The organism is Arthrobacter sp. RT-1 (genome assembly GCF_003367205.1).
Classification (GTDB): Bacteria; Actinomycetota; Actinomycetes; order Actinomycetales; family Micrococcaceae; genus Arthrobacter.
This window is the reverse complement of record NZ_QRGQ01000012.1, coordinates 385,556-411,986: the sequence shown is the minus strand read 5'-3', so window position 1 is coordinate 411,986 and position 26,431 is coordinate 385,556. Positions and strand designations below refer to the sequence as shown.

Below are 26,431 nucleotides of genomic sequence, written 5' to 3'. Positions count from 1 at the left end.
ATGACCCGAATCGCAATCATCGGCGGCCACGGCAAAGTGGCCCTCCACCTGTCCACCCTCCTCGCGGAGGAAGGCCACAGCGTCACCTCGTTCATCCGCAACCCGGACCATGCGTCCGATGTCGCGGAATCCGGTGCATCGCCGTCGGTCCTTGACATTGAAAACGCCACGACGGCGGACATCGCGGCCGCGCTGCAGGGCCACGACGCCGTGGTGTGGTCTGCCGGTGCCGGCGGCGGCAACCCTTCGCGGACCTATGCCGTGGACAGGGACGCGGCCATCCGGTCGATGGACGCCGCAGCGCAGGCCGGCGTGAACCGCTACGTGATGGTGTCCTACCTCGGGGCGCGCAAGGACCATGGGGTGCCGGAGGACAACGGCTTTTTTGCTTACGCCGAGGCGAAAGCCGCGGCTGATGAGTACCTGCGCGCGACGGACCTCGCGTGGACAATCCTGGGGCCGGGCACCCTGACCGATAAACCCGGCACGGGCATGATCAAGGTCAACCCCTCTGCGGGGGAGGACGGACGGGGAACGTCGCGCAGCAACACGGCCATCGTGGCCGCAGCCGTGCTGGACCTGCCGGAGACGGCGGGCCGGACGATCGAGTTCTGCGACGGCTCGCTGCCGGTTGCTGCCGCCCTGGAGTCGCTTAACTGACCGTTGTGGACAGTTCCAGGTCGAGGGAATTTTTCTCCACGTAGTCCAGCGCCGCGCGGACCGCTCCGACAGTCACCATGGCGTCGCCCAGCGGGGAGACGGCGATGCGCGGGGGAGTGGCCGTGAATTCCGGCAGCCGTGCGGCGATAGGGTCCAGCAGCACACCGGCCGAGTTGGCCACCGCGCCGCCAATGACCACAAGCTCCGGGTTGTACATGGTGGCCACGGTGCCAATGACGCGGGCCATCCTGTCTGCCAGGCGCTCCAGGATGTCCTGTGCCACGGCATCGCCGGATGCCGCGGCCGCGAAGACCTGTTCTGCCTCGGCGCCATCGCGGGCGTGGGCGCGCAGGGACGTCCTTGCCGCGCCGGTCACGGCTTCCGCTGCCCAGGTCCGTGCTAGGTGGGCGATGCCATAGGTGTCGCCCACACCCTGAACCAGGTCCAGGAAGGCCAGCTCACCGGCGCTGCCGCGGCTGCCGTGCAGCAGCCGGCCGCCGTCGATGACCCCAGAGCCCAGGCGTTCGCTGGCGAGGATGACCACCACGTCATCCACGCCGGCGGCCGCGCCTAGCCAGCGGTCCCCGAGCGCCGCCAGGTTGGCGTCGTTCTCCAGCAGCACCGTCCAGCCCCGAAGGTCCTTCAGGGACGCCCGCAGGTCGATATCGAACAGGCCCCAGAATTTCTGCGTTGCGAGGACGTCGCCGTGCCGGTCCACGGGGGCGGCAACACCTGCGCAGACAGCGAGGACTTCCTCCGGCCCGGCAGCAGCGCTCTCCAGCGCCGTCATGGCCACCTGGTCGATAAAGCTGATGCGCTGGACGGCAGTAAGGTCGGCGACATCAAAACGCCGGCTGAACCTGGCCACGGTCTTGCCCCGCAAGTCCGCAACAACCGCCGTCACCTTGGAATAGCCGATGTCCAGGCCCAGGACCACGCCGGCGCGGTGGTTCAGTTCAAACCTGCGGGCCGGCCGCCCCTTCTGGTAGTCCCCGAAGGCCCGCTGGTTTTCCAGCTCGCGGATCCACCCTCGGTCCTTCAGGTCCTCGCACACGGAAATGGCCGTTGCCCTCGTTAGGCCGGTCGCGTCCATGACCTCCGTAACCGTCACCGCGCCGGAGAGGCGCATGAACTCCAGCACGGCGCCGGCACTGACCCGCCGCAGCAGGCTGGGAGTGGCAAGGGGCATTTCAGGCATGCTGTTGACCTTTCTGCGGACCACACCAGATAATATTTGAGGAAGTAAATTTAGAGTCAAAATAAATATACGCCGAACCAGAAGAAAAGGATCACCCCTTGTCCACCACTGCCACCCTGGCAACCCTGTCCGACTCCGACCGTCCGGCCGATCCCAACTGGTGGCGCCAGGCGTCCGTCTACCAGATCTATCCGCGCAGCTTCGCCGATTCGAACGGTGACGGCATCGGCGACCTGAAGGGCATCACGTCCAAGGTCCCGTACCTGAAGTCGCTGGGGATCGATGCCGTGTGGCTGAGCCCCTTCTACCCGTCAGCGCTCGCCGACGGCGGCTACGACGTTGACGACTACCGCGATGTGGATCCCAAGCTCGGTACCCTGGACGACTTCGACGAGATGGCCAAGGCCCTGCACGACGCCGGCATCAAGCTGATCGCGGACATCGTGCCCAACCACTCCTCGGACCGGCACCAGTGGTTCCAGGAAGCCCTCGCGTCCCCGAAGGGTTCCCCGGCCCGCGACCGCTACATCTTCCGTGACGGGAAGGGCCCCAACGGCGAGTTCCCGCCGTCGGACTGGGACTCGGTGTTCGGCGGACCGGCGTGGGAGCGCATCACCGAGCCGGACGGCACCCCCGGCCAGTGGTACATGCACATTTTCGCCAAGGAGCAGCCGGACCTGAACTGGTCCAACCGGGAGATCCGGGACGACTTCCTCAAGACCCTGCGCTTCTGGTCGGACCGCGGCGTGGACGGCTTCCGCGTGGACGTGGCCCACGCCCTCACTAAGGACCTCACCGAGCCGCTGCTCTCCAAGCTCGAACTGAGTGCAGCCAACACCGGCGTGGACGGGTTCGACGACGGCACCCACCCGTTCTGGGACCGCGACGAAGTCCACGAAATCTACGCCGAATGGCGCGAGGTGTTCAACGAGTACAACCCGCCCCGCACGGCCGTCGCGGAAGCCTGGGTCCACGCCACCCGGCGCGCCCGCTACGCCAGCCCGCAGGGCCTGGGCCAGGCGTTCAACTTCGACCTGCTGCAGGCCGATTTCGATGCCGCCGAATACCAGGAGATCATCACCCGCAACCTCGCAGAAGCGGCCGCGACCGGCGCCTCGTCCACCTGGGTGTTCTCCAACCACGACGTTGTCCGCCACGCCACCCGCTACGGGCTGCCGCAGGTGTCCAAGGGCAAGGGGCGCACCAAGGGCCAGGACGGCAAGGACTGGCTGCTCGCCGGCGGACCCGCGGAGGAGTTGGACATTGAACTCGGCGAACGCCGGGCCCGCGCGGCCACACTGCTGATGCTCGCCGTCCCGGGATCCGCGTACCTGTACCAGGGCGAGGAGCTCGGGCTGCAGGAAGTGGCGGACATCCCGGAATCGGAGCGCCAGGACCCGTCCTTCTTCCGCAACAAGGGAGTGGAAATCGGCCGCGACGGCTGCCGCGTGCCGCTGCCCTGGAAGGTGGAGGGCACCTCGTTCGGGTTCGGCGAGGGCGGCTCGCACCTGCCCCAGCCGGACTGGTTCAGCAAGTACGCGGTCGAGGCACAGGACGGGACGGAAGGCTCCACCCTGGAGCTGTACCGCACCGCGCTGAAGCTGCGCCATGAACTGCAGACGGACGAGGAACTCGAATGGGTCGAGGCCGGCAACCCGGAGGTCCTGCACTTCCGCCGCCCGAACGGCTGGCAGTCAGTGACCAACTTCGGGGACACCGCCGTCGACCTTCCTGCCGGAACCGTGCTGGTCAGCAGTGCCCCGCTCGAGGACGGCAAGCTGCCGGCCAACACCACCGCGTGGCTGCGCTGATGCGGGAAGTCATCCGTTGCAGGAGCTGATTTATGGCTGCATGGGCCTGGGCGGCAGCTGGTCCGACGAGCCGCATGGGAGCAGCCATGTGGATGAGGCCGCTGCCGCCGTCCACGCGGCCCTGGACGCCGGCATCACGCTTTTCGACCATGCGGACATTTACCGCAGCGGCAAGTCCGAGGCGGTCTTCGGTGAAGTGCTGGCCGGCACTTCGGGGCTGCGGGACCGGATCAGGCTCCAGACCAAATGCGGAATCCGGCTGAACGAACGCGGGCTGCAGACGCACTACGACCTGAGCCGTGGCGCCATCCTTGAACGCGTCAACGGGAGCCTGGAACGGCTGCGGACGGACTACGTGGACATCCTCCTGCTGCACCGCCCGGATCCGCTGGCGGACCCGGCGGAGGTGGCGTCCGCCGTCGGGCAGCTCATGGCTGAAGGTAAGGTCCGGCAGCTGGGTGTGTCCAACATGTCCGGTGTGCAGATCGAGGTGCTGCAGGACCGGCTGGAGACGCCCGTGGTGGCAAACCAGCTGGAGATGAGCCTGCTCAAGCGGGCCTGGCTGGAAAGCCAGGTGCTGGTCAACCATCCCGAGCACCTGGACTACAGCTTTCCGCACGGCACGCTGGAGTACTGCACCCGCAACTCCATTACCCTGCAGGCGTACGGCTCGCTGGCCCGCGGGCTCTATACCGGCGCGGAACCGGAGAGCCCCACCTCGGCGGAGTCCGCCACCTCCGAGTTGGTGGCCCGGCTGGCGGGGGAGCATGGCACCTCCGGGGAGGCCGTGCTGCTCGGCTGGCTGATGAAGCACCCGGCGGGCATCGCCCCGGTGATCGGGACGGTCAACCCGGCGCGCATCCGTGCCTGTGCCGACGCTTCCCGGGTGGCCCGGGAGCTGACGCGCGCCGACTGGTACCGGCTCTGGGTGACGGCGCGGGGCAGCAACATCCCCTGACCTCCCCAACCGGGTGGCAGCACGTGTCGTTATGGAACCCCATAACGACACTTGCCGCTACCTGCCTTTCATCAGGATTGAGTCATATGGGGTTTAGTTCGTATTGAACCTCACATGCCGGCCGTTTTCTTCGACGTGCTGCTTGCCGGGCGGATACGGTAGATACATGACGTCTACCATCGCCGCCGAAACTGTACGGCCCGAACGCAATATCCCCGCAGAGATCGCCCGCTCCTGGCTCCTGGTCAATGCCATGAAGCCCGAGCTCTTCGACCAGTCGGCAGTCTCTCGCGCCGACTCGATCATCCTGGATATTGAAGATGCCGTGGACCCGTCGCAGAAGGACCAGGCGCGCAACAACGTGGTGGACTGGCTCACGGCCGGCGGCAAGGCCTGGGTCCGCATCAACGATGCCACCAGCCGCTTCTGGGCTGACGACCTCGCCGGCCTGCGCGGCACGCCCGGCCTGCTGGGGGTCATGCTCGCCAAGACCGAATCGGCGGACCAGGTGACCGAGAGCTTCCACCGCATGGACGGCAAGACCCCCGTCATCCCGCTGGTGGAGTCCGCCCTGGGCATCGAGGAAGCCAACCACATCGCCAAGGCCCAGGGCGCCTTCCGCCTGGCCTTCGGCTCCGGCGACTTCCGCCGCGACACCGGCATGGCCGCCACCGCCGAGGCCATGGCCTACCCCCGCGCCAAGCTTGTCGTCGCCAGCCGCGTCGGCAACCTGCCGGGCCCCATCGACGGTCCCACCGTCGGCACCAACCACCCCATCCTGCGCGAGCAGACCGGCATCACGGTGATGATGGGCATGACCGGCAAGCTCTGCCTGGCCATCGACCAGACCCCCGTCATCAACGAGGTCATCAGCCCCACGCCGTCCGACGTCGCCTGGGCCACCGACTTCATGGCCGACTTCGAAGCCAACGGCCGCGTCATCCGCGACGGCTCCGACCTGCCCCGCCTGGGCCGCGCCGAAAAGATCATGAAGCTCGCGGTAGCCTTCGGCGTGCAGCCGGCGCTGTAGCCGCCCCGCTTTCCACTCCAGGAGACCCCGTGACCGATACCCGCTATCTGGTCCACGGGGTCTTTTGGGATGGGCCGCCGGCTTCCGCAACGGAGTACGACGGCGGCGCCCCGGTGCTGCGCCTTCAGTCACCTTCCGGGGACTTCCGGCAGCTCAGTCTCCACCCGGGTGCCCGGCTCGGCTTCCACGTCGTTGAGCACGGCAGGTCCTGCCTGGGGCACCTTCGCGTCCACTCGTCCACGCGCCGTGACCATATCCTATGTACGGCCGGCGCCCCGGCGTCCAGGGGCAAGCAGTGCGAACGCTGCTTTATGCTCGACGAGTCCCGGCTGATCCACGACTTTCACCGCGGCGGCCGCGTCACCCCCGGCCTGCGGGACTACCTGATGCAGGAGCACTGGCTGTATGTGGCCACCTTCGCCGGCGGCAGCAGCAAGGTGGGAACGGCGTCCGGGCCCCGGAAATGGCACCGGCTCGCAGAGCAGGGCGCCGTGACGGCCAGGTACGTGGCCAGGGCACAGGACGGCCGCGTGGTGCGGATCCTGGAGGACCTGGTGACGGCCGAAGCCGGGCTGGCGCAGCAGGTGCGGTCCGCCACGAAGTCGGAGGCGCTGCTGCAGCCGCTAGCGCCAGCCGAAGTGGACGCCCTCAACGCCCGGCATGCCGGCCGGGTCCGCGGCCTGCTGGCGCGCACCGCCGTCGAGGGCTTTTCCGTTGTGGATGAGCAGTGGGTGCGTCCGGCACAGGCCTCCCGCTTTTGCGTCCCCGCGGCCCGCCACGCCTACCCCTATCCGCTGGACAGCGGGCGGCACGGCTTCCATATTGCGGCGCTCAGCGGACCCAACGCGCTGGCCCGTCTGGACGGGACCGATGCTGAGTTCGTGGTGAACCTGGGCCAACTGGCGGCACGCACCATCGTCCTGGGCGACTTCGCCTCGGACGTGCCGGCCGTGCAGGAAGCCCTGTTCTAGGCAGCCGGTAAACTGGGACGGTGCTGAACGAATTCTGGGCCACCGCGCCAACCCGCTACAAAGTCCTGGTCTTCAGCGCGATGGGCCTGATCGCCGTCGGCATCATCCTGAACCTGGTGGGCAACACCAGCGGCAACCAGGGAATGGCCACCGCCTCGCTGCCGCTGATCGGGCTGGGCCTGCTCCTGCACATCGCCGGCATCGTGGTCCGCGGCCAGGCCATCCGCAAGAACCTGCGCCGGTAGCTGTTTCTACCCGGTTTTCTGCCCCCTGACAGGCGGGCGATAGGGTTGAAGCCATGACTATCAATCCGGATCTGCAGGGCCGAAGCTACCCTGCCGCAGAGGTGTACGACGTTGGCCGCGAGAAAATCCGCGAGTTTGCCCGCGCCGTCAAAGCCACCCACCCTGCACACTTCGACGTGGATGCAGCCAAGGCCCTGGGCCACACCGACCTGGTGGCCCCGCCCACCTTCGCGATCATCATCGCCCAGCGCGCCGACGCGCAGCTCATCGAGGATCCGGACGCCGGCATCGACTTCTCCCGCGTGGTCCACGCGGACCAGCGCTTCACCCACCACCGGCCCATCGTCGCCGGCGACCGGCTCGTGGCCGAACTGCACGTGGACGGCGTGCGGGCCATGGGCGGCGGTGCGATGATCACCACCCGCTCCGAAATCTTTGCCCTGGCGGCCGACGATTCCAAAGAACCGGTCACCACCACCACGTCATCCATCCTGGTCCGCGGAGAGGGACAGTAGCCATGAGCCCCAGTTTCCACGAACTCAGTGCCGGCCAGGAGATCGGCAGCCGCACCATCGAGGTCACCAGGACGGACCTGGTCAAGTACGCCGGTGCCTCCGGCGACTTCAACCCCATTCACTGGAACGAGGCCTTCGCCACCGGCGTGGAACTGCCCGGCGTCATCGCCCACGGCATGTTCACCATGGGCTCGGCCGTCCAGCTGGTCACTGACTGGGCCGGCGACCCGGCCGCCGTCGTCGACTTCCAGACCCGCTTCACCAAGCCCGTCCTGGTCACCGACACCACCGGGACCAAAGAACCGGGGGCCACCATCGAGGTCAGCGGCACCATCGGCAAGCTCGACGCCGATGCCGGCACCGCCCGCGTTGACCTCACCGTGGTCTCGGCCGGGCAAAAAGTCCTGATGAAGGCCCAGGCCGTCGTCAAGCTTTCCTGAGCGCCCCTTGACCTCACGGGCAACAACAGGGGCCACCACCGCCGAAGTGACGCACTGGCGCAACGCCGTGGTGGTGGCCTACGCTGCCAGCGGCCTGGCGTTTGCCTCATGGGTCTCCCGGCTGCCGGCCATCCGTGACGCGCTGGACCTCACCCCGGGCAACATCGGGGTCCTCCTGCTGTGCATGACCCTGGGGTCGTTTGCCTCCGTCTCCGCGTCCGGGTTGATCGTGCTCCGGCTGGGATCCAAGAGGACCATCAGGACCGGCAGCATCCTGGTGGGGACCGGCCTGCTGCTGGCCGGGCTTGGCACCTCGGTCCTGGCCAGCCCGGTGGCAACTGCTATCGGACTGGCCGTCATCGGACTGGGGACCGGCAGCTGGAACACGGCGTCCAACGTTGAGGGCGCCGCGGTGGAGCGGGCCGTTGGCCGGCACATCATGCCCCGGCTGCACGGCGCCTTCAGCCTGGGGACAGTGGCCGGGGCAGGACTGGGCGCGGGAGCCGCCGCGCTGTCCGTTCCCGTGTCCTGGCATCTGGGCGCAGCCGGGGTGGTGGTCGCCGTCTCGGTGGCGACGGCGGCAGCCTGGTTCCGCGCGGACGTCACCCCCGTGGCAGGGGAGCGGACCTACGCCCCGGACAACTTCGAGGATCCGACCACCGGCCCCATCCCCGTAATTCCGGCAGGCGCTGGCCCGGAAGACGCTCCGCTGGACAACAAACGCAAGATCGCCCAGGCCTGGCGGGACCGGCGGACCCTGCTCCTGGGTGTGCTGGTGCTGGGCCTCGCCCTGGCGGAAGGCGCGGCGGGGGACTGGGTGGCGCTGGCCCTGGCTGACGGGCACGGCCAGACCGACGCCGCCGGCGCTGCCGGTTATGGCCTCTTCGTCACGTTCATGACCATCGGGCGCTTTGCCGGGACCCTGGTCCTGGACCGCTTCGGCCGGGTGCCGGTGATGCGCTGGTGCGCCGCCCTTGCCGTGTTCGGGCTCGGCGTTTTTGTCTTCGCGCCGGTTCCCTGGCTGGCTTTTGCCGGACTCGCGGTGTGGGGCCTGGGGGCGTCCCTCGGTTTCCCGGTAGGCATGTCCGCTGCGGCGGATGATCCCGCCAAGGCCGCTGCCCGGGTGTCGGTGGTGTCCACCATCGGGTACGGGGCGTTCCTCTGCGGGCCGCCGCTGTTGGGCCTGCTCGCAGAACATGTGGGCATCCTGCATTCCCTGCTGGCCGTGATGGTGATGCTGGTGGTGAGCTTCCTGCTCTCGCCGGTGGCCCGGAAGCTTGCCTAGGTACTTAAAGGTGCTGCGTTAGATAAGTATTTTCAAGTACTGTAGTTCCGGTGAATTCCACCCTGCTCTCCTCCCTGACCACGTCCGCCGTCGGAGGCCCTGCCGGCTCCTTCATCGAGGCGCGCACCGAGGCCGAAATCATCGACGCCGTCCGCACGGCTGATGCGGCAGGCGAACAGGTCCTGATCATCAGCGGCGGGTCCAACCTCCTGATTTCCGACGACGGGTTCCCCGGTACAGTCGTGAAGATCGCCTCCGAAGGGTTCACCGTGAATGCGGAGGACTCCTGCGGCGGCGTGGCCGTGGTAGTCCAGGCGGGCCATAACTGGGACAAGCTGGTTGAGCATGCGGTGCTGCACGTCTGGTCCGGGATTGAAGCGCTGGCCGGCATCCCGGGTTCCACCGGTGCCACACCCGTGCAGAACGTTGGTGCCTATGGTGCCGATGTTTCCCAGACCATCGCCGCGGTGCGCACGTGGGACCGCGAGCGGAATGCGGTGAAGACGTTCACCAACTCCGAGCTCAAGTTCGGGTACCGGGATTCCATCCTTAAGCAGACCACCGTCAACGGCTCGCCCCGCTACGTGGTGCTGACCGTGGAGTTCCAGCTTCCCCTGGGCCGGATGAGTGCCCCCATCCGCTATGCGGAGCTGGCACGCTCGCTGGGTGTGGAGCCCGGAAAACGCGCCTACGCCAATGACGTGCGCCGCGAGGTCTTGAGGCTGCGCGCCTCCAAAGGCATGGTGTGGGATTCCGCGGACAGGGACACCTACTCCACGGGCTCGTTCTTCACCAACCCCATCGTTCCGGCCGAGGTGGCCGAGGCGCTGCCGGAGTCCGCGCCGCGGTACCCGGCGGGTGTTGACGGGCTGGTGAAGCTTTCCGCAGCATGGCTGATTGACCAGGCCGGCTTCGCCAAGGGCTTTGGCCTGGCGGCGGACAGTGTGTCCGGGGGGCGGGCTTCGCTGTCCACCAAGCACACGCTCGCCATCACCAACCGCGGCTCAGCCAGCGCCGCGGACGTGGTGGCCGTTGCACGCGAGGTGCGTGCCGGCGTCGTACGCCGCTTCGGCATCGAGCTGCATCCGGAACCGCTGCTTATCGGCCTGCAGCTGTAGCCTCCAGCGGCTTGTCCGGGGCTGCCTTGTGCCGCAGGACCTCGGCTGCTCCCATGAGGGCCGAGGCCCACCCGGTGAGGACCAGGTAGATCCCCATGAAAAGCCAGACCAGCAGCCCGGGCGCCAGGGGATTGGATGCACCCGAAACGATGCAGGTCACCAGGCCCGCCACGGCGACGGCCAGTGACAGGACCCAGAGGACCTGACCTGCACGGGGGTGCCGGCGCCAGTCCCGGTGGATACGGACGCCGCCGGGGCTGACACCGATGCCGGGGAACAGTACGGCATATCCGCCGCCCAGGCTCAGCGTGAGCGAGGGGAGCAGCAGCAGGGGCTCGGACTGGCCGCTGTCCAGGAACGCCGCGAGGGAGAGCAGGCCCACCGCGGTTCCTGCCAGGACGCAGACGGTCCCGCCGATCATCCATGTTCTGGTTTTACGCGCGAGCAACTGCCACAAACTCCCCAAAGTCATGCTCCTACCCTAACCGTCGTTTTGCGGACCCCGCCCCGACCCTAGGATGAGGGCATGGCTGCACAGGTGGGGAAGCGTCTTGACCGCAAGGTGTTGGGCAGGCTGCGCCTGGCCTCGCAGGGGCTGCTTGGTGCGGGGGAACGGCCGGACTCAGCAGGCGGCGTGGTGCGCTGGATGACGGCGATGCAGGCGCAGGATCTGCAGGCGGCCCTGTGGGCGGTGGGCGTGCGGCTCACCGGTTCCGGTGTCAGCGACGTGGGGGCTGCCATCAATGCGGGGACGATCGTGCGTTCGTGGCCGATGCGGGGCACGCTGCACCTGGTGGCACCGGAGGACCTGCGCTGGATGCTGGAGCTGACCGCGGACCGCCTTACCAAGGGCATCGCCGCCAGGCACCGCGAACTGGGAATCACGTGGGCCGACGTTGAGAAGTGCCGTGACGTCGCCCTGGCCGCGATCTCCACTGAAGGCCCGCTCAGCCGCAACGGTCTGTTCAAGGTGTTCGACGACGGCGGGCAGCCCACCCAGGGGCAGCGGGGCATCCACATCCTGGGAACGCTGTGCCGGCACGGGTGGCTGGTGCAGGGACCGCTGGCCGGGAACCAGCAGCTGATCGTGGCCTTCGACGACTGGATTCCCTTTTCGCGCCGCCTCGGCCGGGCAGAGGCTGTCGCCGAGTTCCTGCTCCGCTACTTCCACAGTCACGGCCCGGCGACTGTCCGTGACTTCGCCTGGTGGACGCAGATTCCGCTGACCGAGGTCCGGGCTGCCCTCGAAACGATCCGGGGCGGGCTGGTGGAACTCGAGTTCGAGGGTGCCAGCTACTGGATGTCGCATGAGACGGCGGGTCTGCTGGATACCGGCGTCCCGGGCTCGCGCTCGGTCCTGCTGCTGCCCGGTTTCGACGAGTTCCTGCTCGGGTACACGGACCGGAGCCTGGTCCTCCCGCCGGAGCATGCCAACAAGATCGTTCCGGGCGGGAACGGCGTGTTCAAGAAAGCCCTGGTGTCCGGGGGAGAGGTGGTTGGCACCTGGGTCGTCGAGGGCAAAGGCCAGCGCGCCGCCGTCGTACCCCAACTCTTTGACCCGTCCCGGCCGCTCGGCCCGGCAGCCCAGGCTGCCTTCACCAAAGCCGCCGAGCGCTACCTGGAGTTCCTCGACACCTGATGACAAAAACAACGCGGGGTCACTAGATGCCCATCCGCCGGCGCGGATCGGGCGGTAAGTGACCCCGCGTTGCTGTGCTGGAGGGTTACAGGTTGCCGGTGGCGATGTTGAGCATGCGGCGCAGCGGCTCGGCAGCGCCCCAGAGGAGCTGGTCGCCCACGGTGAAGGCGCTGATGTACTCCGGGCCCATCTCCATCTTCCGGATGCGGCCCACCGGGATGTCCAGGGTGCCGGAGGCTGCCACCGGGGTGAGCTCGGCCATGGAGGCTTCCTTGGTGTTGGGAACCACCTTGGCCCATTCGTTGTCCTCAGCCAGGAGCTTCTCGATCTCGGCGACGGACAAGTCCTCGCGGAGCTTGAGGGTGAGGGCCTGGGAGTGCGAGCGCATGGCGCCGATGCGGACGCAGAGGCCGTCCATGATCACGCGGTTTTCCTCGGAGGTGCCCAGGATCTTGTTGGTCTCAACCCCGGCCTTCCACTCTTCCTTGGACTGGCCGTTGCCGAGGTCCGCGTCGATCCAGGGGATCAGGGAACCGGCCAGCGGGACGCCGAACTGGGTGGCGTCGATGTCCGTGCGCTGGTGGGCGAGGACCTTGCGGTCGATGTCCAGGATGGCCGACGCCGGGTCGTCCAGTTCCGTGCTGACCTGGGAGTTGAGCGTGCCGAACTGGCTGAGCAGCTCACGCATGTGCCGGGCGCCGCCGCCGGAAGCAGCCTGGTAGGTCATGGAGGTGCCCCACTCCACCAGGTTGTTCTTGAACAGGCCGCCTAGGCCCATCAGCATGCAGGACACGGTGCAGTTGCCGCCGATGAAGTCCTTGGTGCCGTTGACCAGGCCCTTGTCGATGACGTCGCGGTTGATGGGGTCCAGGACGATGATCGAGTCGTCGTTCATGCGCAGGGTGGAGGCGGCGTCGATCCAGAGGCCGTCCCAGCCGCGGCTGCGGAGTTCGCCGTGGACCTGCTTGGTGTAGTCGCCGCCCTGGGCGGTGACAATAATGGGCAGCTTCGCGAGCGTGTCGATGTCAAACGCGTTCTCGAGCTTGCCGGCACCGTCAGCGAAGGACGGCGCGGCACCTCCCGCGTTGGAGGTGGAGAAGAACACCGGGTTGATGTTGGCGAAGTCGCCCTCGTCCTGCATGCGCTGCATGAGGACGGAACCGACCATGCCGCGCCATCCGACCAGGCCGACGGAAGGGGTAGCTGCTGTAGTCATCCGTCCAGTTTAGACTTTGGAACCGGCTGGGCGCAGTCGGTTACGTCACTCCTGAACGGAACAGACGACGGCGGCACGCACCGACTGCCTACCAATGCCCGGCCAGCGGGTCACCGTGAGACGTGTCCTGCGCCTGGTTCGGGCGCCTTCCGCTCTTTCCGCAGCTTCTTGGCCCGGTACTCGTCGCGGGCCATGCTGAAGGCGTACCACGCGCCGAATCCTCCCAGCGCGGTGAGGAACAAGGCGCCCCAGAAGGGCTGCTCGCCGCTTCCCGCCGGGACCAGAAGAATTACCAATGAAAGGATGACTAAAAGCCCTAAGACGGCAGACACAATTCCCATGCCCCACCATGTCCGGACCTGCGCTTGGCCTCGGCCGGGCGAGAAACCGATCTCGTCCGCGGGATAACTGTGCAGTTCGCCCGTTGCCGTCCTCCGGAGGACGCGTTTTTCTCCCCGTGACAGCGCCTCCTTGTGCTCGGCATACACGGCGTCGTTTCGCCGCTCAGCTTCTTGATTGAAAACCATCAGCAGGCTGTCCCCTTACCAGTCGAATTGCTTGGCTGTTGGTTCCGGGATTCCCCGCTCCGCCCGAAGGCGCTTGGCCGTCGAGGCCACCTTCGCCATCCGAATAGCGTAAAGGGTGCCACCCACCCCGGCCGCGGTCAGGAACAGGGCGCTCCACATCGGATCCTGGCCTTGGCTGGTAGGTCCAGCCACCAGCAGGATGGAAAAGACCGCGACGGCAGCGAAGACAATCGCCATCACAAGGAAGCCGACGGCGGACCGCACTTGGGCGTGGGAACTGGCAGTAACCACTCCGAGTTCATCTTTGGCGTAGCTGTGAAGTCTGCCCTCCACGGTCCGGAACAGGACCCTCTTTTCCCCGCGTGCCAGCGCCTGTTCGTGGTAGGCACGGACTTGGCCGTCCGAGTTGGGGCCGCTACCCGCATTGCTGCCTGGAATGCCGTTCTGCACGCGAGTCCTGTCGAATCGATTGAATGCGGTTCAGCACCGTTGAAACCTGCACCTCGCCGCGGCGAGAGCAAGGCGGTTGGTCAGCTGTACAACACCCAGAACCAGCCGCCAGTGAAGATGATGGAGCAGACGAGGCTTAGGTGGGTTCCCCTGGAAAGGGGTATGTACTTTCAGGGAAGTTATCTCGGGTGACCGCGACGGAACCGGGGTGGGCAGTAAACCATTCACGCGCCTGGTCGTCGGTGACAACTACAGAGGGACGGGGCAAGCCACGTTCCCTGCGAAGCCGACGTGCACGCAGTTCTCCCCGGAGGGACCGGATCGTGAGAAGCCAACCGCCGGTGCACAGGACGGTGAATACCAACGAAAACAGCATGGCACCGAGGTGTAGGCCAGCGACGCTTATGATCAGCAAAACGGGACCCAAGAGAGCCGGGACCGTTAACACGGCAACCAGCAACGACATGCTGGCGATGCTGCGTGCGGTGTAATTGCCGAAAGGCTGGGCCCCGCCAGCGCCCCATTCTGCTTCCGTGTACGCGAAAATTCTGCGGTCCGTATCTTGGGCGAAGAAATACTTGCGATCGCTTCTTATTCGTCCTGCCGTCTTACTTTCCATTGCCATCCCATCCAGCAGAGGAGGCGCGCACTGCACCGAGAACGTTAATTAGGCCCGCTTCATCCTCAACGGATGTCTGGTCGCCAACGACGCCTCCTTCAACCGAGGCGCATACCCAGTTGTCCTCATCCCGTCGAACAAGGAGTTCGGCGGTTCCGCCCGGGCCTGCAGTCCTGATGCGAACCCCGCCGTCCGGGTGTTCCCGAAGGTGCTCGCTGATCAGAAACACTTCAGCCCGTTCCGCCGACACAGTGGAATCCTGAGGCACTGCAAACCACGTCAGCATGGTCCGCGGCTGAAAGAGCAACCTGGTTCTGTCGGACTCCACATGCAGTACGCTGTCACCCAGTTCGCTGGATCGAAGGAGATCCAACTGGGTCCACCGCACGGCATTGGCCACCGTGTAGGCGACAGCGTCGACACGGGGATCAAAGGTGACGACGGAATCCTGCCCCACCTCGGCGAGCCCTCGGGCAATCAGGGAGGACAGCCCGGCCCGAACGAGTCCAGCGTCTTTGGATTCATCGAGAAGCCGGAACTGCTCTGTGCTGGTTAGCGAAGCTGGTGTGTCCTGGAGTTGTAGAACGTAGGCCATGTCTGCGATGCCGAACCCCAACGAGTAATCTTCGGCATTCCGTATTTCCGTCATTGTTGCTTTCCTCTCAACACGGCCATCTCTACCAGCCGAAGAAGTTTTTCACGCCATCGCTGACGTTCTTGGCGCCGTCCTCGAAGAAGTTGCCGAGACCGTCGAAAGTATCGTCGATGGCATCCTCGGCACCGGGGATCAGCTCCACTGCCGCCCAGGCCCCGCTGATCACCATGCATGAGACGCCAATGGGTGGAGGTGCGAAGGATAGAGCACCTAATACTGCCTTCGTTCCCGAACGAATTGCATCGCCGGTTTCACCTGCTTGGATGGCATTGACGGTGTCCAGCCCATCAAGTCCGACGCTCACCACACCCAGCGCATGGCCGGCGGAATTGAGTCCAAACTTGGCGTATTTTCCAATTTCGGCCCCGTCCATACCACGGGTCATTTGAGCGAAATCGCCGAATTTTGCGCTCAGAAGATCCGGCGTGCCTGAGAAGAAGCCCCGCAGGGCGTCTTGTCGTTCAGCCGTATCCCAAAGTGCTCTCTGCCAGATCTTGCCGGGAGCGTCCGCAACCTCGTCTCCATAGACACTTACGAAGTTCGTGATGTCGCGGACACCTAGTGGAACGGTTTTTAGGCCCAGCACACCGTTGTACGCATCCCAGCCCCGGCGGAAGGGCGAATCATCGTTGGAAAGCCACTCCGGACCCCAAGGACCCGCGGGCCCCGAGTTTCCCGCGCCGGTTCCACCGCCGCCCGATATTCCGGCTGGTGAACCGCCGCTGTTGCTCGTATTCTCCTGCTGATTGGCGTGTTCCAGCAGCTTCGCGGACTCCTGCTTCAGCGCCAATGCCGTTTGCTGGAGGAGCGTACGGTGCGTGCCATTCCAATCTGACCGGAACCTGACGGCGTCCTGGCCCTTCCAGGACGAATTGTTGTTGATGGCGCTGCCCAGCGATGTTGATTGCTGCAGCAGCGAATCCGACGTTCGTCCCAGCTCCCGCGCCAGATTGCGCAGTTGCTCGACGTCGGCGCCCCACAAAGTTCCTGCCACCAGGCATCCCCCCAATATTTTGAACCGCCGTCCCGTAGCGCGGCAGCACCCAGCCTAGGACAGCATCAGACCAGCCGCGATGGGGTGAGCTCCCCATGGGGCCTGCAGCGCAGACCGGCTCAGCCCCGCTTGGTCTCCTCCAGCACAGCCGCTTTCCGGGCGCGCAGCGCGAAGAAGGCGCCGAAGGCGAACACCTGCGTCACCACCACCAGCACGATCGCCCCGGCGATTTTGTTGCCGCCCAGGATCATGGTGAGCCCAACGATTGCGGACAGGAGCGCCAGCAGCGGGAGCAGCATGTACCCGAGGACAAAGAGGGTTTCAGGTTTCTTCAGCACGTTCCTAGCCCTCGGTCCTTGACCATTTGGTGAATCGGTAGCGGGTGCCGTTGGCTGCGGTCAGCCAGCCGTCCGGCGGAACGGAGGCCGAAGCCTCCCAACTGGTGCCAAGCTCGGGGGCGAAAGTGTCGCCGTCGGCCTCCACATCGATGGTGGTGACCACCGCGACGTTGGCGAGATCGGTGGACTGGCGGAAAATCTCCCCGCCGCCCAGGATCCAGACCGTGTCGCCGCCGTCGACGAACTGGGATTCCAGCAGCGCGTCATCGAGGGAAGGAACCACGACGGCGCCCTCCGCCTCAGGCGTGTCGGCCCAGCTTTTCTGCCGGGTGATGACGATGTTGGTGCGCCCGGGCAGGGGGCGGTACTTCTCCGGGAAGGACAGCCAGGTCTTGCGGCCCATGATGACCGGGTGCCCGGTGGTCAGCCGGGTGAAGTGCTTGAGGTCCTCCGGAAGGTGCCAGGGCATGTCCCCGTCCTTGCCGATGACGCCGTCGGGGGTCTGGGCCCACACCAGCCCAACGCCGGTGACCGAGGCGGCCAGCTCTTCGGTGAAGGACTGCGGATCCGTGAAGTTTTCGGTGCTCATACTGCGATCGGCGCCTTAATCGTGGGGTGGTGCTGGTAGCCCACCACTTCGAAGTCTTCCAGGGTGTAGTCAAAGATCGAGGCCGGCTTGCGGTTGATCTTCAGCTGAGGGTAATCGTACGGCTCCCGCTCCAGCTGCTTGAGGACCTGGTCCATGTGGTTTTCGTAGATGTGCACATCGCCGCCGGTCCAGATGAACTCGCCGGGCTCCAGTCCCACCTGCTGGGCCACCATGCATGTGAGCAGGGCGTAGGAGGCGATGTTGAACGGCACACCCAGGAACATGTCTGCGGAGCGCTGGTACAGCTGGCAGGACAGCTTGCCGTCGGCGACGTAGAACTGGAAGAACGCGTGGCACGGCGGAAGTGCCATGTCGTTCAGTTCGGAGACATTCCAGGCGGACACGATATGCCGGCGCGAGTCCGGGTTGGACTTGAGGTTCTCCACGAGCTCGGCGATCTGGTCGATGTGGCCGCCGTCGGGAGTGGGCCAGCTGCGCCACTGCACGCCGTATACGGGACCCAGGTCGCCGTCCGCGTCGGCCCACTCATTCCAGATGGTGACGCCCTGGTCCTGCATCCATTTCACGTTGGTTTCGCCGCGCAGGAACCACAGGAGCTCCACCGCCACGGACTTGAAGTGGACCCGCTTGGTGGTGATCAGCGGGAAGCTTTTCGTCAGGTCAAAGCGCAGCTGGCGTCCGAAAACACTTGTGGTTCCGGTCCCCGTGCGGTCCGACTTGTGCGTGCCTGAGGCCAGGACATCGCGCAGGAGGTCTTCATAAGGCGTTGGAATGCTCACGCCCCAAGTCTATCGGGGTGGTCCTGCCTCGCCTGCATCATTTCCGTCTGAGCCTGCCGCGAAGAAGGTCCAGCAGGACCTCGTCGCTGAGTTGCGCTTTCCGCCCCGCGTCGATGTAACGGTCGACGGCGGCAGCCACCTCCTCCGGGACGGGTGCCGGGGAGGCGTCCCCGGCGCCCGCGGCGACACCGGCAACAATGGTGCCGCCCCGCCGTCGTGATTCAACAACACCGGCGGCCTCAAGTTCCTTGTACGCCCGGGCCACCGTTCCCACGGCAACGCCAAGATCCGCAGCCAGGCTCCTGACCGTCGGCAGCCGGCTGCCGGGCGCCAGGTCGCCGATTGCCACCAACGAGCTGATCTGAGACCGGATCTGCTCGTAGGGCGGCGTGGCGGACCGGAGGTCGATGATGATGCCGGCGCTCACGTCACCGGTTCCGGTGCGGGGGCGGGCTTGGCGGCCCCCGTGGCGGCGATACCGCGGACGGGAATCACGGCAATCACCGCGCCCGCGGCTGCCAGGAGGACTCCGATGCCCGGGGCCGCCTGCCATGCGTCGTCCCACGGCCCCGGGCCCAACGGGTACGCCGACTGAAGCCTGTGTCCGTTGGCCGTCAGCAGCACGCCCGCCTGCACCGTGAAGAACGCGGCCAGCGTCCGGACCACGCGGTGCAGCGTGATTGCGCGGAGGGCGGCGTCCAGGCCGGGAATTGCATCGGGGAAACTGCGGCGCTGCCGGACCATGGCAAGCGGGAGCACGGAGAATACGGCAACGGCTGCGCTGGTCCAGGCTGTTGCGCCCCACGACGCCGGCAGGGTGAGTTCGGACTGGCGGACCGCGACAATTATTGTCACGCCCACCAGGACGGCAGCGGCCGCAATCGCCGTGCTGAGCATGGCAGGCGACACCGGCTGCCGCGGCCAGTGGCGTGGCTCGCCAGGGTCTCCGTAGTTGCGGTGGAGAAGCAGCTCGCCCGCAGCAACAACAGCGAGGACTGCGGCGGCGGAGATTGCAACGAACATCGCGGGACGGTCGGTCACGGCACCCGGAATAAGCAACGCGGCCAGCACCGGAACCAGCACCGCGAGCCCCATGGCCGGGCCGATCGACACCGAAAATTTGGTGGCCGGGTGCCGGTCGATGCGCAGGACCCGGCCCCGTACCCCGCCGGACAGCTTGGGCGGCGCCCACCACCACATGGCCAGCAGGACAGCTAGGTTCAGTAGGCCGGCCGGGTTGAACCAGCTGCCGGTACCGTCGAAGGGGTCCGGCCGCGCCGCGTGGTTGCCCGCGATGGCCCCGAGTCCGGAGGCGATGGTGGCCACTGTGCGCAGCAGGCGGTTCATGGCGATGGTCCGCAGGAGGCCATTGTCCTCAGGCGTCAGCGGCTCAAGCTGCCAGCGGTGCGTGATCAGCGCAAGGACCAGCAGGGTTCCCGCGGCCACGATGATCAGGGCGCTGCCCAGGTAGGCGGCCAGTTCGACACCGGGGATGCGGCCGTCTGCGCCGTAGGTGACGTACTGGTTGTCCGGGGCGGGGCGGTATTCATAAGGGACCGGTGCGAAGCCGGGAAGGGTGGCAGTCCAGGCGATCTGCCCAGCGGCGGCGACGAAAATTGCGAGGACCGTCCAGGCAAGGGGCCGGGGCAGGAAGTCTTGCACCCCCCGCACGTCCAGGGTTGCCCGGCGGCGGGGGAGCCGTGGGCCGGGATAGCTCAGTTGGCCGATGGCGTGGACGGCCAGGCAGCCCAGTACCGGCCAGGCCAGAGCTGGAAGGATATCCACCGTGCCGGCTGTGGAACCTGGCGAGGGAACCGGCAGGATGCCGGCATTGGCAGCGGGCTGCAGCGAGCTCGCCAGCCAGCCGATAAAACCCACCCAATAGGCGTGCTGCGCAGCCGATACGGGCGTGGCTCCGCCGCCCGGGGCCCGAATGACCCAGCGAAGCAGCACATAGGTCCCCGCTGCCAGCAGGAACGGCCACAGGACCGCCACCGGTGGAACGTTGGTAAGAACGGCAATGGCGTCGCTGCCCGGCACATCATCCCCCAGATTCGTGCAACTTTGTATCGAGTATTTGAGACAAAGCCGGACGCGTCAAGCAGGCTTGGGGGTGCTAGTCGTCGAACGGCCTGAACTGCTCGACGGCCACGATCCGGTTCTTCCCGCCGGACGCCACATGGCACACCACCAGTTCACCCGGCGATAGGTACGGCTCCTCGGACGGCAGGAGGCTGCTCAGGGCTCCGGGCATGTGCTTCGCAAGCTGCGCGAACACCGTGGGAAGTGCCGGGCGGTGCGTACAGACGGCCACCGCCCGCTGCTTGTCGAACAGCGACTCGATGACCGCCGCGGTCTTTTTCGGGCTGCGCTCATGTCGGTGTTCCGTCAGTGCCTCGGCCATCTTGACCTTGGCACCGGCGGCCTTCGCATAGGGTGCCACCGTGGCCACGCACCGCAGCCAGGGACTGGTCACCACGCGCGGCGGCTTCCACGCCTGCAGCAGCCGGCCGACTGCCTGCGCCTGCCGCGTTCCGGTCGCTGCGAGCGGCCGCTCGCCTTCGGCCTTGGTCCAGGACGAGCGCGGTTTGGCTTTGGCGTGGCGGACCACCACGAGCGGCCAGGTGTTCAGCTCGCCGCGTTCGTGGGCTTCGCGCAGGTACTGCAGGGGTACGACGTCGGAGGGGTTGGACAGCAGCGTGGCCGCCTTCTCCGGGTCGCACCACATCACGCTGTCCACCTCCTTGCCGTCGGGAACAAGCGTGGCTCCGTTGACCTTGACCGCCCAGTAGTAGACCACCTTCAGGCCGGACGCCACGTGGTAGTGGATGGGCGGCAGGGGAATCCCCAGGGGCGCGTCCAGGCCAATCTCTTCCCGGACTTCCCGGACGGCGCATTCGGGGACGGTCTCGCCGTCGTCAATCTTGCCCTTGGGCCATGACCAGTCGTCATAGCGGGGGCGGTGGATCAGCAGGACTTCAAGCTTGTCCTTGCTGACCCGCCATGGCAGGGCGCCGGCAGCAGTAACTGCTACTGGTTCCCCCGGATGGTCTGTCTGGTCTGCTACGAGTGCATCGCTCGACAAAACAGCTGCCCTTAACGCCGGCTCAGGCTGCGCTGCCGGGGCCGGGACGCCAGCAGCCACGACTGGACGTCCTCCAGCGGCTTGCCGTCCTCCGCCAAGTGGTGCCGGCTCCATGCTCCCTCGTTGTCCAGGTGCCAGCTGGCGGTTTCCGGCGCCATGTAGCGCTTGAGCAGGTCAAGGACATAGGCGATGTCGTCGGCGCTCGCCAGCTGGACCAGGGCTTCCACCCGGCGGTCCAGGTTGCGGTGCATCATGTCCGCGGAGCCGATGTACACCACGGGGTCACCGCCGTTGGCGAAGGCGAACACCCGGGAGTGCTCCAGGAACCTGCCCAGGATGGAACGGACCGTGATGTTTTCGCTGAGGCCGGGAACGCCGGGGCGCAGCGAGCAGATGCCGCGGACCACCACGTCCACCTTCACACCCGCCTGCGAGGCACGGTACAGCGAATCGATGATGGCCTCATCCACCATGGAGTTCACCTTGATCTGCACCCGCCCGGGCACCCCGGCACGGGCATTGCGGATCTCCGTCTCGATCCGGTCAATCAGCCCGGACCGCACCGAACGCGGCGCAACGAGCAGCCTCTTGAACGTGGACTTCGGGGCATAGCCGGAGAGCTGGTTGAACAGCTTGGACAGGTCCTCGCCCACCTGCTCGTTGGCGGTCAGGAGGCCCAGGTCCTCGTAGTACCGCGCCGTGCGGGGGTGGTAGTTGCCGGTTCCGATGTGGCAGTACCGGCGCAGTCCGTCCACTTCCTGGCGGACCACCAGGGACAGCTTGCAGTGCGTCTTGAGGCCCACGATGCCGTAGACCACATGCACGCCGGCCTGCTCAAGCTTGCGGGCCCAGGAGATGTTCGCCTGCTCATCGAACCGCGCCTTGATTTCCACCAGCGCGAGGACCTGCTTGCCGGCCTCCGCTGCATCAATCAGGGCGTCAACGATGGGCGAGTCGCCCGAGGTGCGGTACAAGGTCTGCTTGATGGCCTGCACCTTGGGGTCCGCGGCGGCCTGCTCAAGAAACGCCTGGACAGAGGTGGAGAACGAGTCGTACGGGTGGTGCAGCAGGATGTCGCGGCGGCGCATGGCGGCGAAGACGTTCGCAGCCTTGGACGTCTCGGACTCGTTGAGGTACCGGGACGTGTGCGGAACATGCTTGGGGTAGTGCAGGTCCGCCCGGTCGATGCCGGCGATGACGGACAGGCCCCGGAGGTCCAGCGGGGCGGGCACCGAGTACACCTCGGATTCCTCCACGCCCAGCTCGCGGATCAGGAGCGCACGGATATTGGGGTTGATGTCGTTGGTGACCTCGAGCCGCACGGGCGGGCCGAAGCGGCGGCGCAGCAGTTCCTTCTCGAGTGCCTGCAGGAGGTTTTCGGCGTCGTCCTCTTCCACCTCCACATCCTCGTTCCGGGTGACACGGAAGGTGTGGTGCTCCAGGACCTCCATGCCCGGGAACAGCTTGTCCAGGTGGACGGCAATGACTTCCTCAAGCGCGATGAAGCGGGCAACGCGGCCTGCGACCGCGCCGGCGCGGGGACCGTCAATGGAGATCAGGCGCGGCAGCTGGTCCGGTACCTTGACGCGGGCGAAGAGCTCTTTGTCACTGATGGGGTTCCGGACCACGACGGCCAGGTTCAGTGAGAGGCCCGAGATGTAGGGGAAGGGGTGGGCCGGGTCCACCGCCAGCGGCGTGAGGATGGGGAACACCTTCTCGGCGAACATGACGCTGAGCTGCTGCTTGGCGGCGTCGTCCAGCTCATCCCAGTGCATGAGGTGGATGTGCTCATAAGCCAGGGCCGGGCGGATCTGCTCCGCGTACACCTGCGCATGCCGCTGCTGGAGCCGGTGGGCTTCCTCGCTGATCCTTTCCAGCACCTCAACCGGACTCAGGCCGGCGGGTGAGGGAACGGCAAGGCCCGTGGCGATGCGGCGCTTCAGGCCGGCCACCCGGACCATAAAGAACTCGTCCAGGTTGGAGGCAAAGATGGAGAGGAAACTGACACGTTCCAAGAGGTGCAGGGTGGGGTCTTCGGCAAGTTCCAGGACCCGGGAATTGAAGCTGAGCCAGCTCAGTTCACGGTCCAGGAAGCGGTCCGGCCGGATGTCGCCTTCGGGCTGAAGGTTCGGCGCGAACTCCGGAATGTCGATGCGGTCCTGGGTGGCGCGGGACGCCGGCACCTCCGAGGAACCGAAGCGGGCGCGCACTGGTACAGCCACATCCTGGGACGTAGCTGTTCCGGAAGGTTCCGGGTTCATGGCATCTCCTTTACCTGGCGCTTGATGCTGGCGCTTCCGGCCCGCGGGGTTCTGTTTCAACCTTACAAGCATTCAGTTCGCGCAGGCCCTCGATTTCGGGCCTCCCGGCCCGTGTGTCAGCCGATTGGACTAACCGCTGGCACCGGTCCATACATCACGTCCATGTCCCACCGGGTGAACCCCAGCCGGCGGTACAGGGAAACGGCCGGGGCGTTCTCTGCATCTGTGTACAGCATGACCGCGTGCAGCCCCAGATCCTGGAGGTGTTTGATGCCCGCAATCGTGAGGGCTTTGCCAAGACCCATGCCCTGGGCCTCCGGCGCCACACCCACCACGTAAACCTCGCCAATGGCAGGATGCGAACCGTGCCGCGGGTGCACCTTTGTCCAGTGGAAGCCCAGCAGCCGCCCGTCACGGTCCTCAGCGAGGAGGAAGCCGGCCGGGTCGAACCATTCCTCGGCCATGCGGGCTTCCAGATCCGCCCGGGTCAGGTTGCCCTGCTCCGGGTGGTGCGAAAACGCCGCGCGGTTCACTGCCAGCCAGGCGTCCTCGTCCTGTCCCGGCACAAAAGCCCGGACGGAAACACCCTCCGGAAAACCGGCGTCGGGAAGATCGGCGCCCGCGGTCGTCATGCGCATCTTCCACAGTTCGCGCACGGGCGCGTAGCCGTAGCGGGCGGCAAGGTCTGCGGCGGCCTCGTGGTTTCCGTGGGACCAGGCCTTCAGCCCGTCAAAGCCCCGCGTTTCCTTCAGCGCGCCCACCAGGCGGTCCGCGACGCCCTGGTTGCGGTAGGAGGGGTGTACGGCAATCTCCAGGATTCCGCTGCCGTCCTGTTCGTCGACCACGGCGGCGAAGCCGGCCAGGTCCTGCCCGGTGGAGGGGTCGGAGTCCTCATCGGGGGCGTACAGCGCCAGGGTCAGCAGTGAGTGCTCGGCTGAATCTCCGGCGCGCATGGTGACCAGGGTCTGCTCCGAGATGGACGGATTCCCGTCGGACTCCTCGGCCGCAGCCAGCAGGTCGCGGCAGTCTTTCAGAAGCTGCTGGTCAACCCCGCCTCGGACAACATGGACGGGCCACTTCTCAGGGTGCGCTGAAGTCATGAGGCAAGGCTATACGGGTTGGCGCCCCGGGGCTCAGGCTTCGGTGAGCTCGTCTTCCTGCTGCCGCACCAGCGTCAGCCGGTAGCCCACGTTGCGGACAGTGCTGATCAGGTTCTCGTGGTCCACGCCCAGCTTGGCGCGAAGGCGCCGGACATGGACGTCCACCGTGCGCGTGCCACCGTAGTAGTCGTAGCCCCACACCTCGGTGAGCAGCTGCTGGCGGGTGAAAACGCGGCCGGGGTGCTGGGCCAGGTACTTCAGGAGTTCAAACTCCTTGAAGGTCAGGTTCAGCGGCGCTCCGTTGACGCGGGCGGTGTAGCTTGCCTCATCGATGACCACGCCGGCGGCACGAATTTCGCTGGGGGTGTCTTCCTGCTCGGGCACCGCCCGGGCGACAGAGAGCCGGATGCGGGCTTCCACTTCCGCGGGGCCGGCTGAATCCAGCACGATGTCATCCACTGCCCAGGCGGAGGAAACGGCGGCCATGCCGCCCTCCGTGAGGATCAGCACCAGCGGGGCGCTCAGCCCTGTGGCTTTGAGGAGCTGGGTGAGGGAACGCGCCCCCACGAGGTCTTTCCGGGCGTCCAGCAGAACGATGTCACAGGGATCCGTCTCGAGCAGGGCCGTGGGCTCGGCGGGGAGGATGTGCACCCGGTGGTTCAGCAGTTCCAAGGCAGGCAGGATGTCAACCGAAGAGCCGGTGCTGTTCGTCAATAACAGGATGTGCGACATTGTTCCTCCAAGGGCCGTCCGCGCATCGTTGGGCGACTAAAACCGGATTCTCACCGGCCGGTACTGGCTCCCATCGTGGACGTGAGGCCGGCAAAAACAACTGCCGGCCCGCCATCCCCGCAGGGAGTTTAGCTGAACCTTGAGTATACCCGGCACCCCCTTCTGAGCCAGAGATTCCCGCTCCGCACCGGTACGTTTTGCGACATATCCCGTTCATATAGGGCAGGATTGGGGCAGGGCGGCATGCCCTGCCACGAAGGGGCGGACTCCGCCCTCGGTCTACGCCAGGATGGGATTGCAGCGCAGTGAGTGCAGAGACTAAGCACAGGCCGGGCTCCGAATGACGGCAGATCTGCAGGCGCCCGCGCGTTCGCTCGGCTCCTGGACCATCGGGCTGGTGGGAATCGCCGGACTCGCAGCGATCATCGCCGGGGTCTACACTTCCCGCGAGGTCCTGGTGGCCGTCGCCGTCCTGATCGCCGCCGCCGTCGGCATTGGCTGGCCGCACTTCCTCCGCATCCCCGCCAAAAAAACGCTTGCCGCCGTCATTGCCCTGCCGGGCGCTGGCTCGGCGCTCGCCGCAGCCCTGGCTCCGGCTCCGGGGTACCTGGACTGGACGCCGAGGTTCCTGGCGCTGGGAATGATGGCGGTTTTTGTTGTGCAGCTGATCCGCGGAACCGGGCAGGCGCAGCGGCTCGAATCAACCCTCGGCTGCTGCGTGGGGGTCCTGCTGTCCTGCCTGGGAGCGGGATGGATAGCAGGGGCCCGCCTGGACAGTATCCGGGAGATGCTCCTGGTGGCAGCCATCAGCGCAGCGGTGGCCCTGCTCGCGGGGCTCATCCGGTGGCCGGACAGTGTGGTGGCACCTTTGGGCATCGTCCTGGCCGGGCTGGCAGGACCGCTGGCCGGGCTGGTGCTTTCGGACATCGCAGTCCTCCCTGCCGCCATTTTCGGCGTGGTGGTGGGCGCTGTGCTGGCCAGCTTCCGCCGCCTGGTCACCCTCCGGGGTGCTCCCCTTAACATTCCCGCGGCCCTTGCCATGGGGCTGGCGCCTGTTTCAGCCGTGGGTTCCCTTGCTTACTTCATAGACAAACTACTCATCTACTAACGGTTAGGATGGCATCATGTCCGTACTTGCATTTGAAATCTTCTTCCTTGTCCTGCTCGGCATCGCGAGCCTGTCCATGGCCTGGTT

Annotated in this window: 28 protein-coding genes; 12 read left to right on the top strand and 16 right to left on the bottom strand. The window is 66.4% G+C overall.

Annotated features, from left to right (window positions below; all coding sequences use genetic code 11):
- Entirely contained in the window at positions 1-660 is a 660-nt protein-coding gene (locus DXK94_RS13080; protein ID WP_079596617.1) for an SDR family oxidoreductase, read from the top strand.
- On the opposite strand, the gene DXK94_RS13075 is transcribed toward DXK94_RS13080, so the two are convergent.
- A complete protein-coding gene (locus DXK94_RS13075) occupies positions 653-1,858 on the bottom strand; it encodes an ROK family protein (protein WP_079596618.1) in 1,206 nt (401 codons plus the stop codon). The two genes, DXK94_RS13080 and DXK94_RS13075, sit on opposite strands and share 8 nt — an antisense overlap.
- Before the next feature lie 98 nt (positions 1,859-1,956).
- Between DXK94_RS13075 and DXK94_RS13070 the strand changes: the two genes are divergently transcribed.
- The 9 genes from DXK94_RS13070 (at position 1,957) to DXK94_RS13030 (ending at position 10,231) form a co-directional block, all read left to right on the top strand.
- On the top strand, positions 1,957-3,669 hold the full coding sequence (locus tag DXK94_RS13070) for a glycoside hydrolase family 13 protein (RefSeq protein ID WP_079596619.1): 1,713 nt from the start codon (positions 1,957-1,959) through the stop codon (positions 3,667-3,669).
- Between the two features lie 16 nt (positions 3,670-3,685).
- Entirely contained in the window at positions 3,686-4,627 is a 942-nt protein-coding gene (locus DXK94_RS13065) for an aldo/keto reductase family oxidoreductase (RefSeq protein ID WP_079596620.1), read from the top strand.
- Positions 4,628-4,793: 166 nt separating this feature from the next.
- The gene (locus DXK94_RS13060) at positions 4,794-5,657 is read left to right on the top strand and encodes a CoA ester lyase (protein ID WP_079596621.1); all 864 of its coding nucleotides are present in this window, start codon (positions 4,794-4,796) and stop codon (positions 5,655-5,657) included.
- Between the two features lie 29 nt (positions 5,658-5,686).
- Positions 5,687-6,628: a DUF2797 domain-containing protein gene (locus DXK94_RS13055; protein WP_115525259.1), complete on the top strand. Its 942-nt coding sequence runs from the start codon at positions 5,687-5,689 to the stop codon at positions 6,626-6,628.
- 20 nt (positions 6,629-6,648) lie between these two features.
- Positions 6,649-6,873 (top strand): DUF3188 domain-containing protein, encoded by a 225-nt coding sequence (locus tag DXK94_RS13050; protein ID WP_079596623.1) that lies wholly within the window; start codon positions 6,649-6,651, stop codon positions 6,871-6,873.
- A 53-nt stretch (positions 6,874-6,926) separates the two neighbouring features.
- The gene (locus tag DXK94_RS13045; protein ID WP_079596624.1) at positions 6,927-7,388 is read left to right on the top strand and encodes a MaoC family dehydratase N-terminal domain-containing protein; all 462 of its coding nucleotides are present in this window, start codon (positions 6,927-6,929) and stop codon (positions 7,386-7,388) included.
- Between the two features lie 2 nt (positions 7,389-7,390).
- Positions 7,391-7,828: a MaoC family dehydratase gene (locus DXK94_RS13040; RefSeq protein ID WP_079596625.1), complete on the top strand. Its 438-nt coding sequence runs from the start codon at positions 7,391-7,393 to the stop codon at positions 7,826-7,828.
- Positions 7,829-7,835: 7 nt separating this feature from the next.
- Entirely contained in the window at positions 7,836-9,113 is a 1,278-nt protein-coding gene (locus tag DXK94_RS13035) for a sugar MFS transporter (RefSeq protein WP_079596626.1), read from the top strand.
- Positions 9,114-9,163: 50 nt separating this feature from the next.
- Positions 9,164-10,231: a UDP-N-acetylmuramate dehydrogenase gene (locus DXK94_RS13030; RefSeq protein WP_115525258.1), complete on the top strand. Its 1,068-nt coding sequence runs from the start codon at positions 9,164-9,166 to the stop codon at positions 10,229-10,231.
- Here the strand turns inward: DXK94_RS13030 and DXK94_RS13025 are convergent.
- On the bottom strand, positions 10,212-10,703 hold the full coding sequence (locus DXK94_RS13025) for a hypothetical protein (RefSeq protein ID WP_147294375.1): 492 nt from the start codon (positions 10,701-10,703) through the stop codon (positions 10,212-10,214). The two genes, DXK94_RS13030 and DXK94_RS13025, sit on opposite strands and share 20 nt — an antisense overlap.
- Before the next feature lie 54 nt (positions 10,704-10,757).
- Between DXK94_RS13025 and DXK94_RS13020 the strand changes: the two genes are divergently transcribed.
- Positions 10,758-11,870, top strand: a complete 1,113-nt coding sequence (locus DXK94_RS13020) for a winged helix DNA-binding domain-containing protein (RefSeq protein WP_115525256.1) — start codon at positions 10,758-10,760, stop codon at positions 11,868-11,870.
- A gap of 85 nt (positions 11,871-11,955) precedes the next feature.
- On the opposite strand, the gene asd is transcribed toward DXK94_RS13020, so the two are convergent.
- From asd to DXK94_RS12950, 14 genes are all read right to left on the bottom strand, one after another.
- Positions 11,956-13,086, bottom strand: a complete 1,131-nt coding sequence (asd, locus tag DXK94_RS13015; RefSeq protein ID WP_115525255.1) for an aspartate-semialdehyde dehydrogenase — start codon at positions 13,084-13,086, stop codon at positions 11,956-11,958.
- Positions 13,087-13,196: 110 nt separating this feature from the next.
- Positions 13,197-13,613 (bottom strand): hypothetical protein, encoded by a 417-nt coding sequence (locus DXK94_RS13010; RefSeq protein ID WP_115525254.1) that lies wholly within the window; start codon positions 13,611-13,613, stop codon positions 13,197-13,199.
- Positions 13,614-13,628: 15 nt separating this feature from the next.
- Entirely contained in the window at positions 13,629-14,063 is a 435-nt protein-coding gene (locus DXK94_RS13005; protein WP_115525253.1) for a hypothetical protein, read from the bottom strand.
- Between the two features lie 608 nt (positions 14,064-14,671).
- Positions 14,672-15,331 carry a hypothetical protein gene (locus DXK94_RS13000; protein WP_115525252.1) on the bottom strand — a complete coding sequence of 220 codons (660 nt, stop codon included), beginning with the start codon at positions 15,329-15,331 and terminating at the stop codon, positions 14,672-14,674.
- 28 nt (positions 15,332-15,359) lie between these two features.
- The gene (locus DXK94_RS12995) at positions 15,360-16,331 is read right to left on the bottom strand and encodes a WXG100 family type VII secretion target (RefSeq protein ID WP_147294374.1); all 972 of its coding nucleotides are present in this window, start codon (positions 16,329-16,331) and stop codon (positions 15,360-15,362) included.
- 119 nt (positions 16,332-16,450) lie between these two features.
- A complete protein-coding gene (locus DXK94_RS12990; RefSeq protein ID WP_115525250.1) occupies positions 16,451-16,669 on the bottom strand; it encodes an NF038396 family protein in 219 nt (72 codons plus the stop codon).
- 4 nt (positions 16,670-16,673) lie between these two features.
- Positions 16,674-17,258 carry a dihydrofolate reductase gene (locus tag DXK94_RS12985; protein ID WP_079596637.1) on the bottom strand — a complete coding sequence of 195 codons (585 nt, stop codon included), beginning with the start codon at positions 17,256-17,258 and terminating at the stop codon, positions 16,674-16,676.
- Entirely contained in the window at positions 17,255-18,058 is an 804-nt protein-coding gene (locus DXK94_RS12980) for a thymidylate synthase (RefSeq protein ID WP_079596638.1), read from the bottom strand. Before DXK94_RS12980 ends, DXK94_RS12985 begins: the two co-directional genes overlap by 4 nt.
- A 37-nt stretch (positions 18,059-18,095) precedes the next feature.
- A complete protein-coding gene (locus DXK94_RS12975) occupies positions 18,096-18,485 on the bottom strand; it encodes a GntR family transcriptional regulator (RefSeq protein WP_115525249.1) in 390 nt (129 codons plus the stop codon).
- Positions 18,482-20,098: a hypothetical protein gene (locus DXK94_RS12970; RefSeq protein ID WP_258868539.1), complete on the bottom strand. Its 1,617-nt coding sequence runs from the start codon at positions 20,096-20,098 to the stop codon at positions 18,482-18,484. Before DXK94_RS12970 ends, DXK94_RS12975 begins: the two co-directional genes overlap by 4 nt.
- A gap of 76 nt (positions 20,099-20,174) precedes the next feature.
- Positions 20,175-21,143: an NUDIX hydrolase gene (locus DXK94_RS12965; protein WP_115525248.1), complete on the bottom strand. Its 969-nt coding sequence runs from the start codon at positions 21,141-21,143 to the stop codon at positions 20,175-20,177.
- Positions 21,144-21,154: 11 nt separating this feature from the next.
- Positions 21,155-23,404, bottom strand: a complete 2,250-nt coding sequence (locus DXK94_RS12960; RefSeq protein WP_079596640.1) for an RNA degradosome polyphosphate kinase — start codon at positions 23,402-23,404, stop codon at positions 21,155-21,157.
- A 116-nt stretch (positions 23,405-23,520) separates the two neighbouring features.
- A complete protein-coding gene (mshD, locus tag DXK94_RS12955) occupies positions 23,521-24,504 on the bottom strand; it encodes a mycothiol synthase (protein ID WP_115525247.1) in 984 nt (327 codons plus the stop codon).
- Between the two features lie 33 nt (positions 24,505-24,537).
- The gene (locus DXK94_RS12950; RefSeq protein ID WP_079596642.1) at positions 24,538-25,236 is read right to left on the bottom strand and encodes a response regulator transcription factor; all 699 of its coding nucleotides are present in this window, start codon (positions 25,234-25,236) and stop codon (positions 24,538-24,540) included.
- Between the two features lie 340 nt (positions 25,237-25,576).
- Here DXK94_RS12950 and DXK94_RS12945 point away from each other — a divergent pair, with 340 nt between their 5' ends.
- Entirely contained in the window at positions 25,577-26,344 is a 768-nt protein-coding gene (locus tag DXK94_RS12945) for a permease (RefSeq protein ID WP_115525246.1), read from the top strand.
- Positions 26,345-26,431: the final 87 nt, after the last annotated feature.

Excerpts from the sequence above, each read along its gene's own strand:
- DXK94_RS13080 (WP_079596617.1), top strand. The coding sequence starts at position 1 with ATGACCCGAATCGCAATCATCGGCGGCCACGGCAAAGTGGCCCTCCAC.
- DXK94_RS13075 (WP_079596618.1), bottom strand. The coding sequence starts at position 1,858 with ATGCCTGAAATGCCCCTTGCCACTCCCAGCCTGCTGCGGCGGGTCAGT.
- DXK94_RS13060 (WP_079596621.1), top strand. The coding sequence starts at position 4,794 with ATGACGTCTACCATCGCCGCCGAAACTGTACGGCCCGAACGCAATATC.
- DXK94_RS13045 (WP_079596624.1), top strand. The coding sequence starts at position 6,927 with ATGACTATCAATCCGGATCTGCAGGGCCGAAGCTACCCTGCCGCAGAG.
- DXK94_RS13040 (WP_079596625.1), top strand. The coding sequence starts at position 7,391 with ATGAGCCCCAGTTTCCACGAACTCAGTGCCGGCCAGGAGATCGGCAGC.
- DXK94_RS13025 (WP_147294375.1), bottom strand. The coding sequence starts at position 10,703 with ATGACTTTGGGGAGTTTGTGGCAGTTGCTCGCGCGTAAAACCAGAACA.
- DXK94_RS13020 (WP_115525256.1), top strand. The coding sequence starts at position 10,758 with ATGGCTGCACAGGTGGGGAAGCGTCTTGACCGCAAGGTGTTGGGCAGG.
- asd (WP_115525255.1), bottom strand. The coding sequence starts at position 13,086 with ATGACTACAGCAGCTACCCCTTCCGTCGGCCTGGTCGGATGGCGCGGC.
- DXK94_RS13010 (WP_115525254.1), bottom strand. The coding sequence starts at position 13,613 with ATGGTTTTCAATCAAGAAGCTGAGCGGCGAAACGACGCCGTGTATGCC.
- DXK94_RS13000 (WP_115525252.1), bottom strand. The coding sequence starts at position 15,331 with ATGACGGAAATACGGAATGCCGAAGATTACTCGTTGGGGTTCGGCATC.
- DXK94_RS12985 (WP_079596637.1), bottom strand. The coding sequence starts at position 17,258 with ATGAGCACCGAAAACTTCACGGATCCGCAGTCCTTCACCGAAGAGCTG.
- DXK94_RS12960 (WP_079596640.1), bottom strand. The coding sequence starts at position 23,404 with ATGAACCCGGAACCTTCCGGAACAGCTACGTCCCAGGATGTGGCTGTA.
- mshD (WP_115525247.1), bottom strand. The coding sequence starts at position 24,504 with ATGACTTCAGCGCACCCTGAGAAGTGGCCCGTCCATGTTGTCCGAGGC.
- DXK94_RS12950 (WP_079596642.1), bottom strand. The coding sequence starts at position 25,236 with ATGTCGCACATCCTGTTATTGACGAACAGCACCGGCTCTTCGGTTGAC.
- DXK94_RS12945 (WP_115525246.1), top strand. The coding sequence starts at position 25,577 with ATGACGGCAGATCTGCAGGCGCCCGCGCGTTCGCTCGGCTCCTGGACC.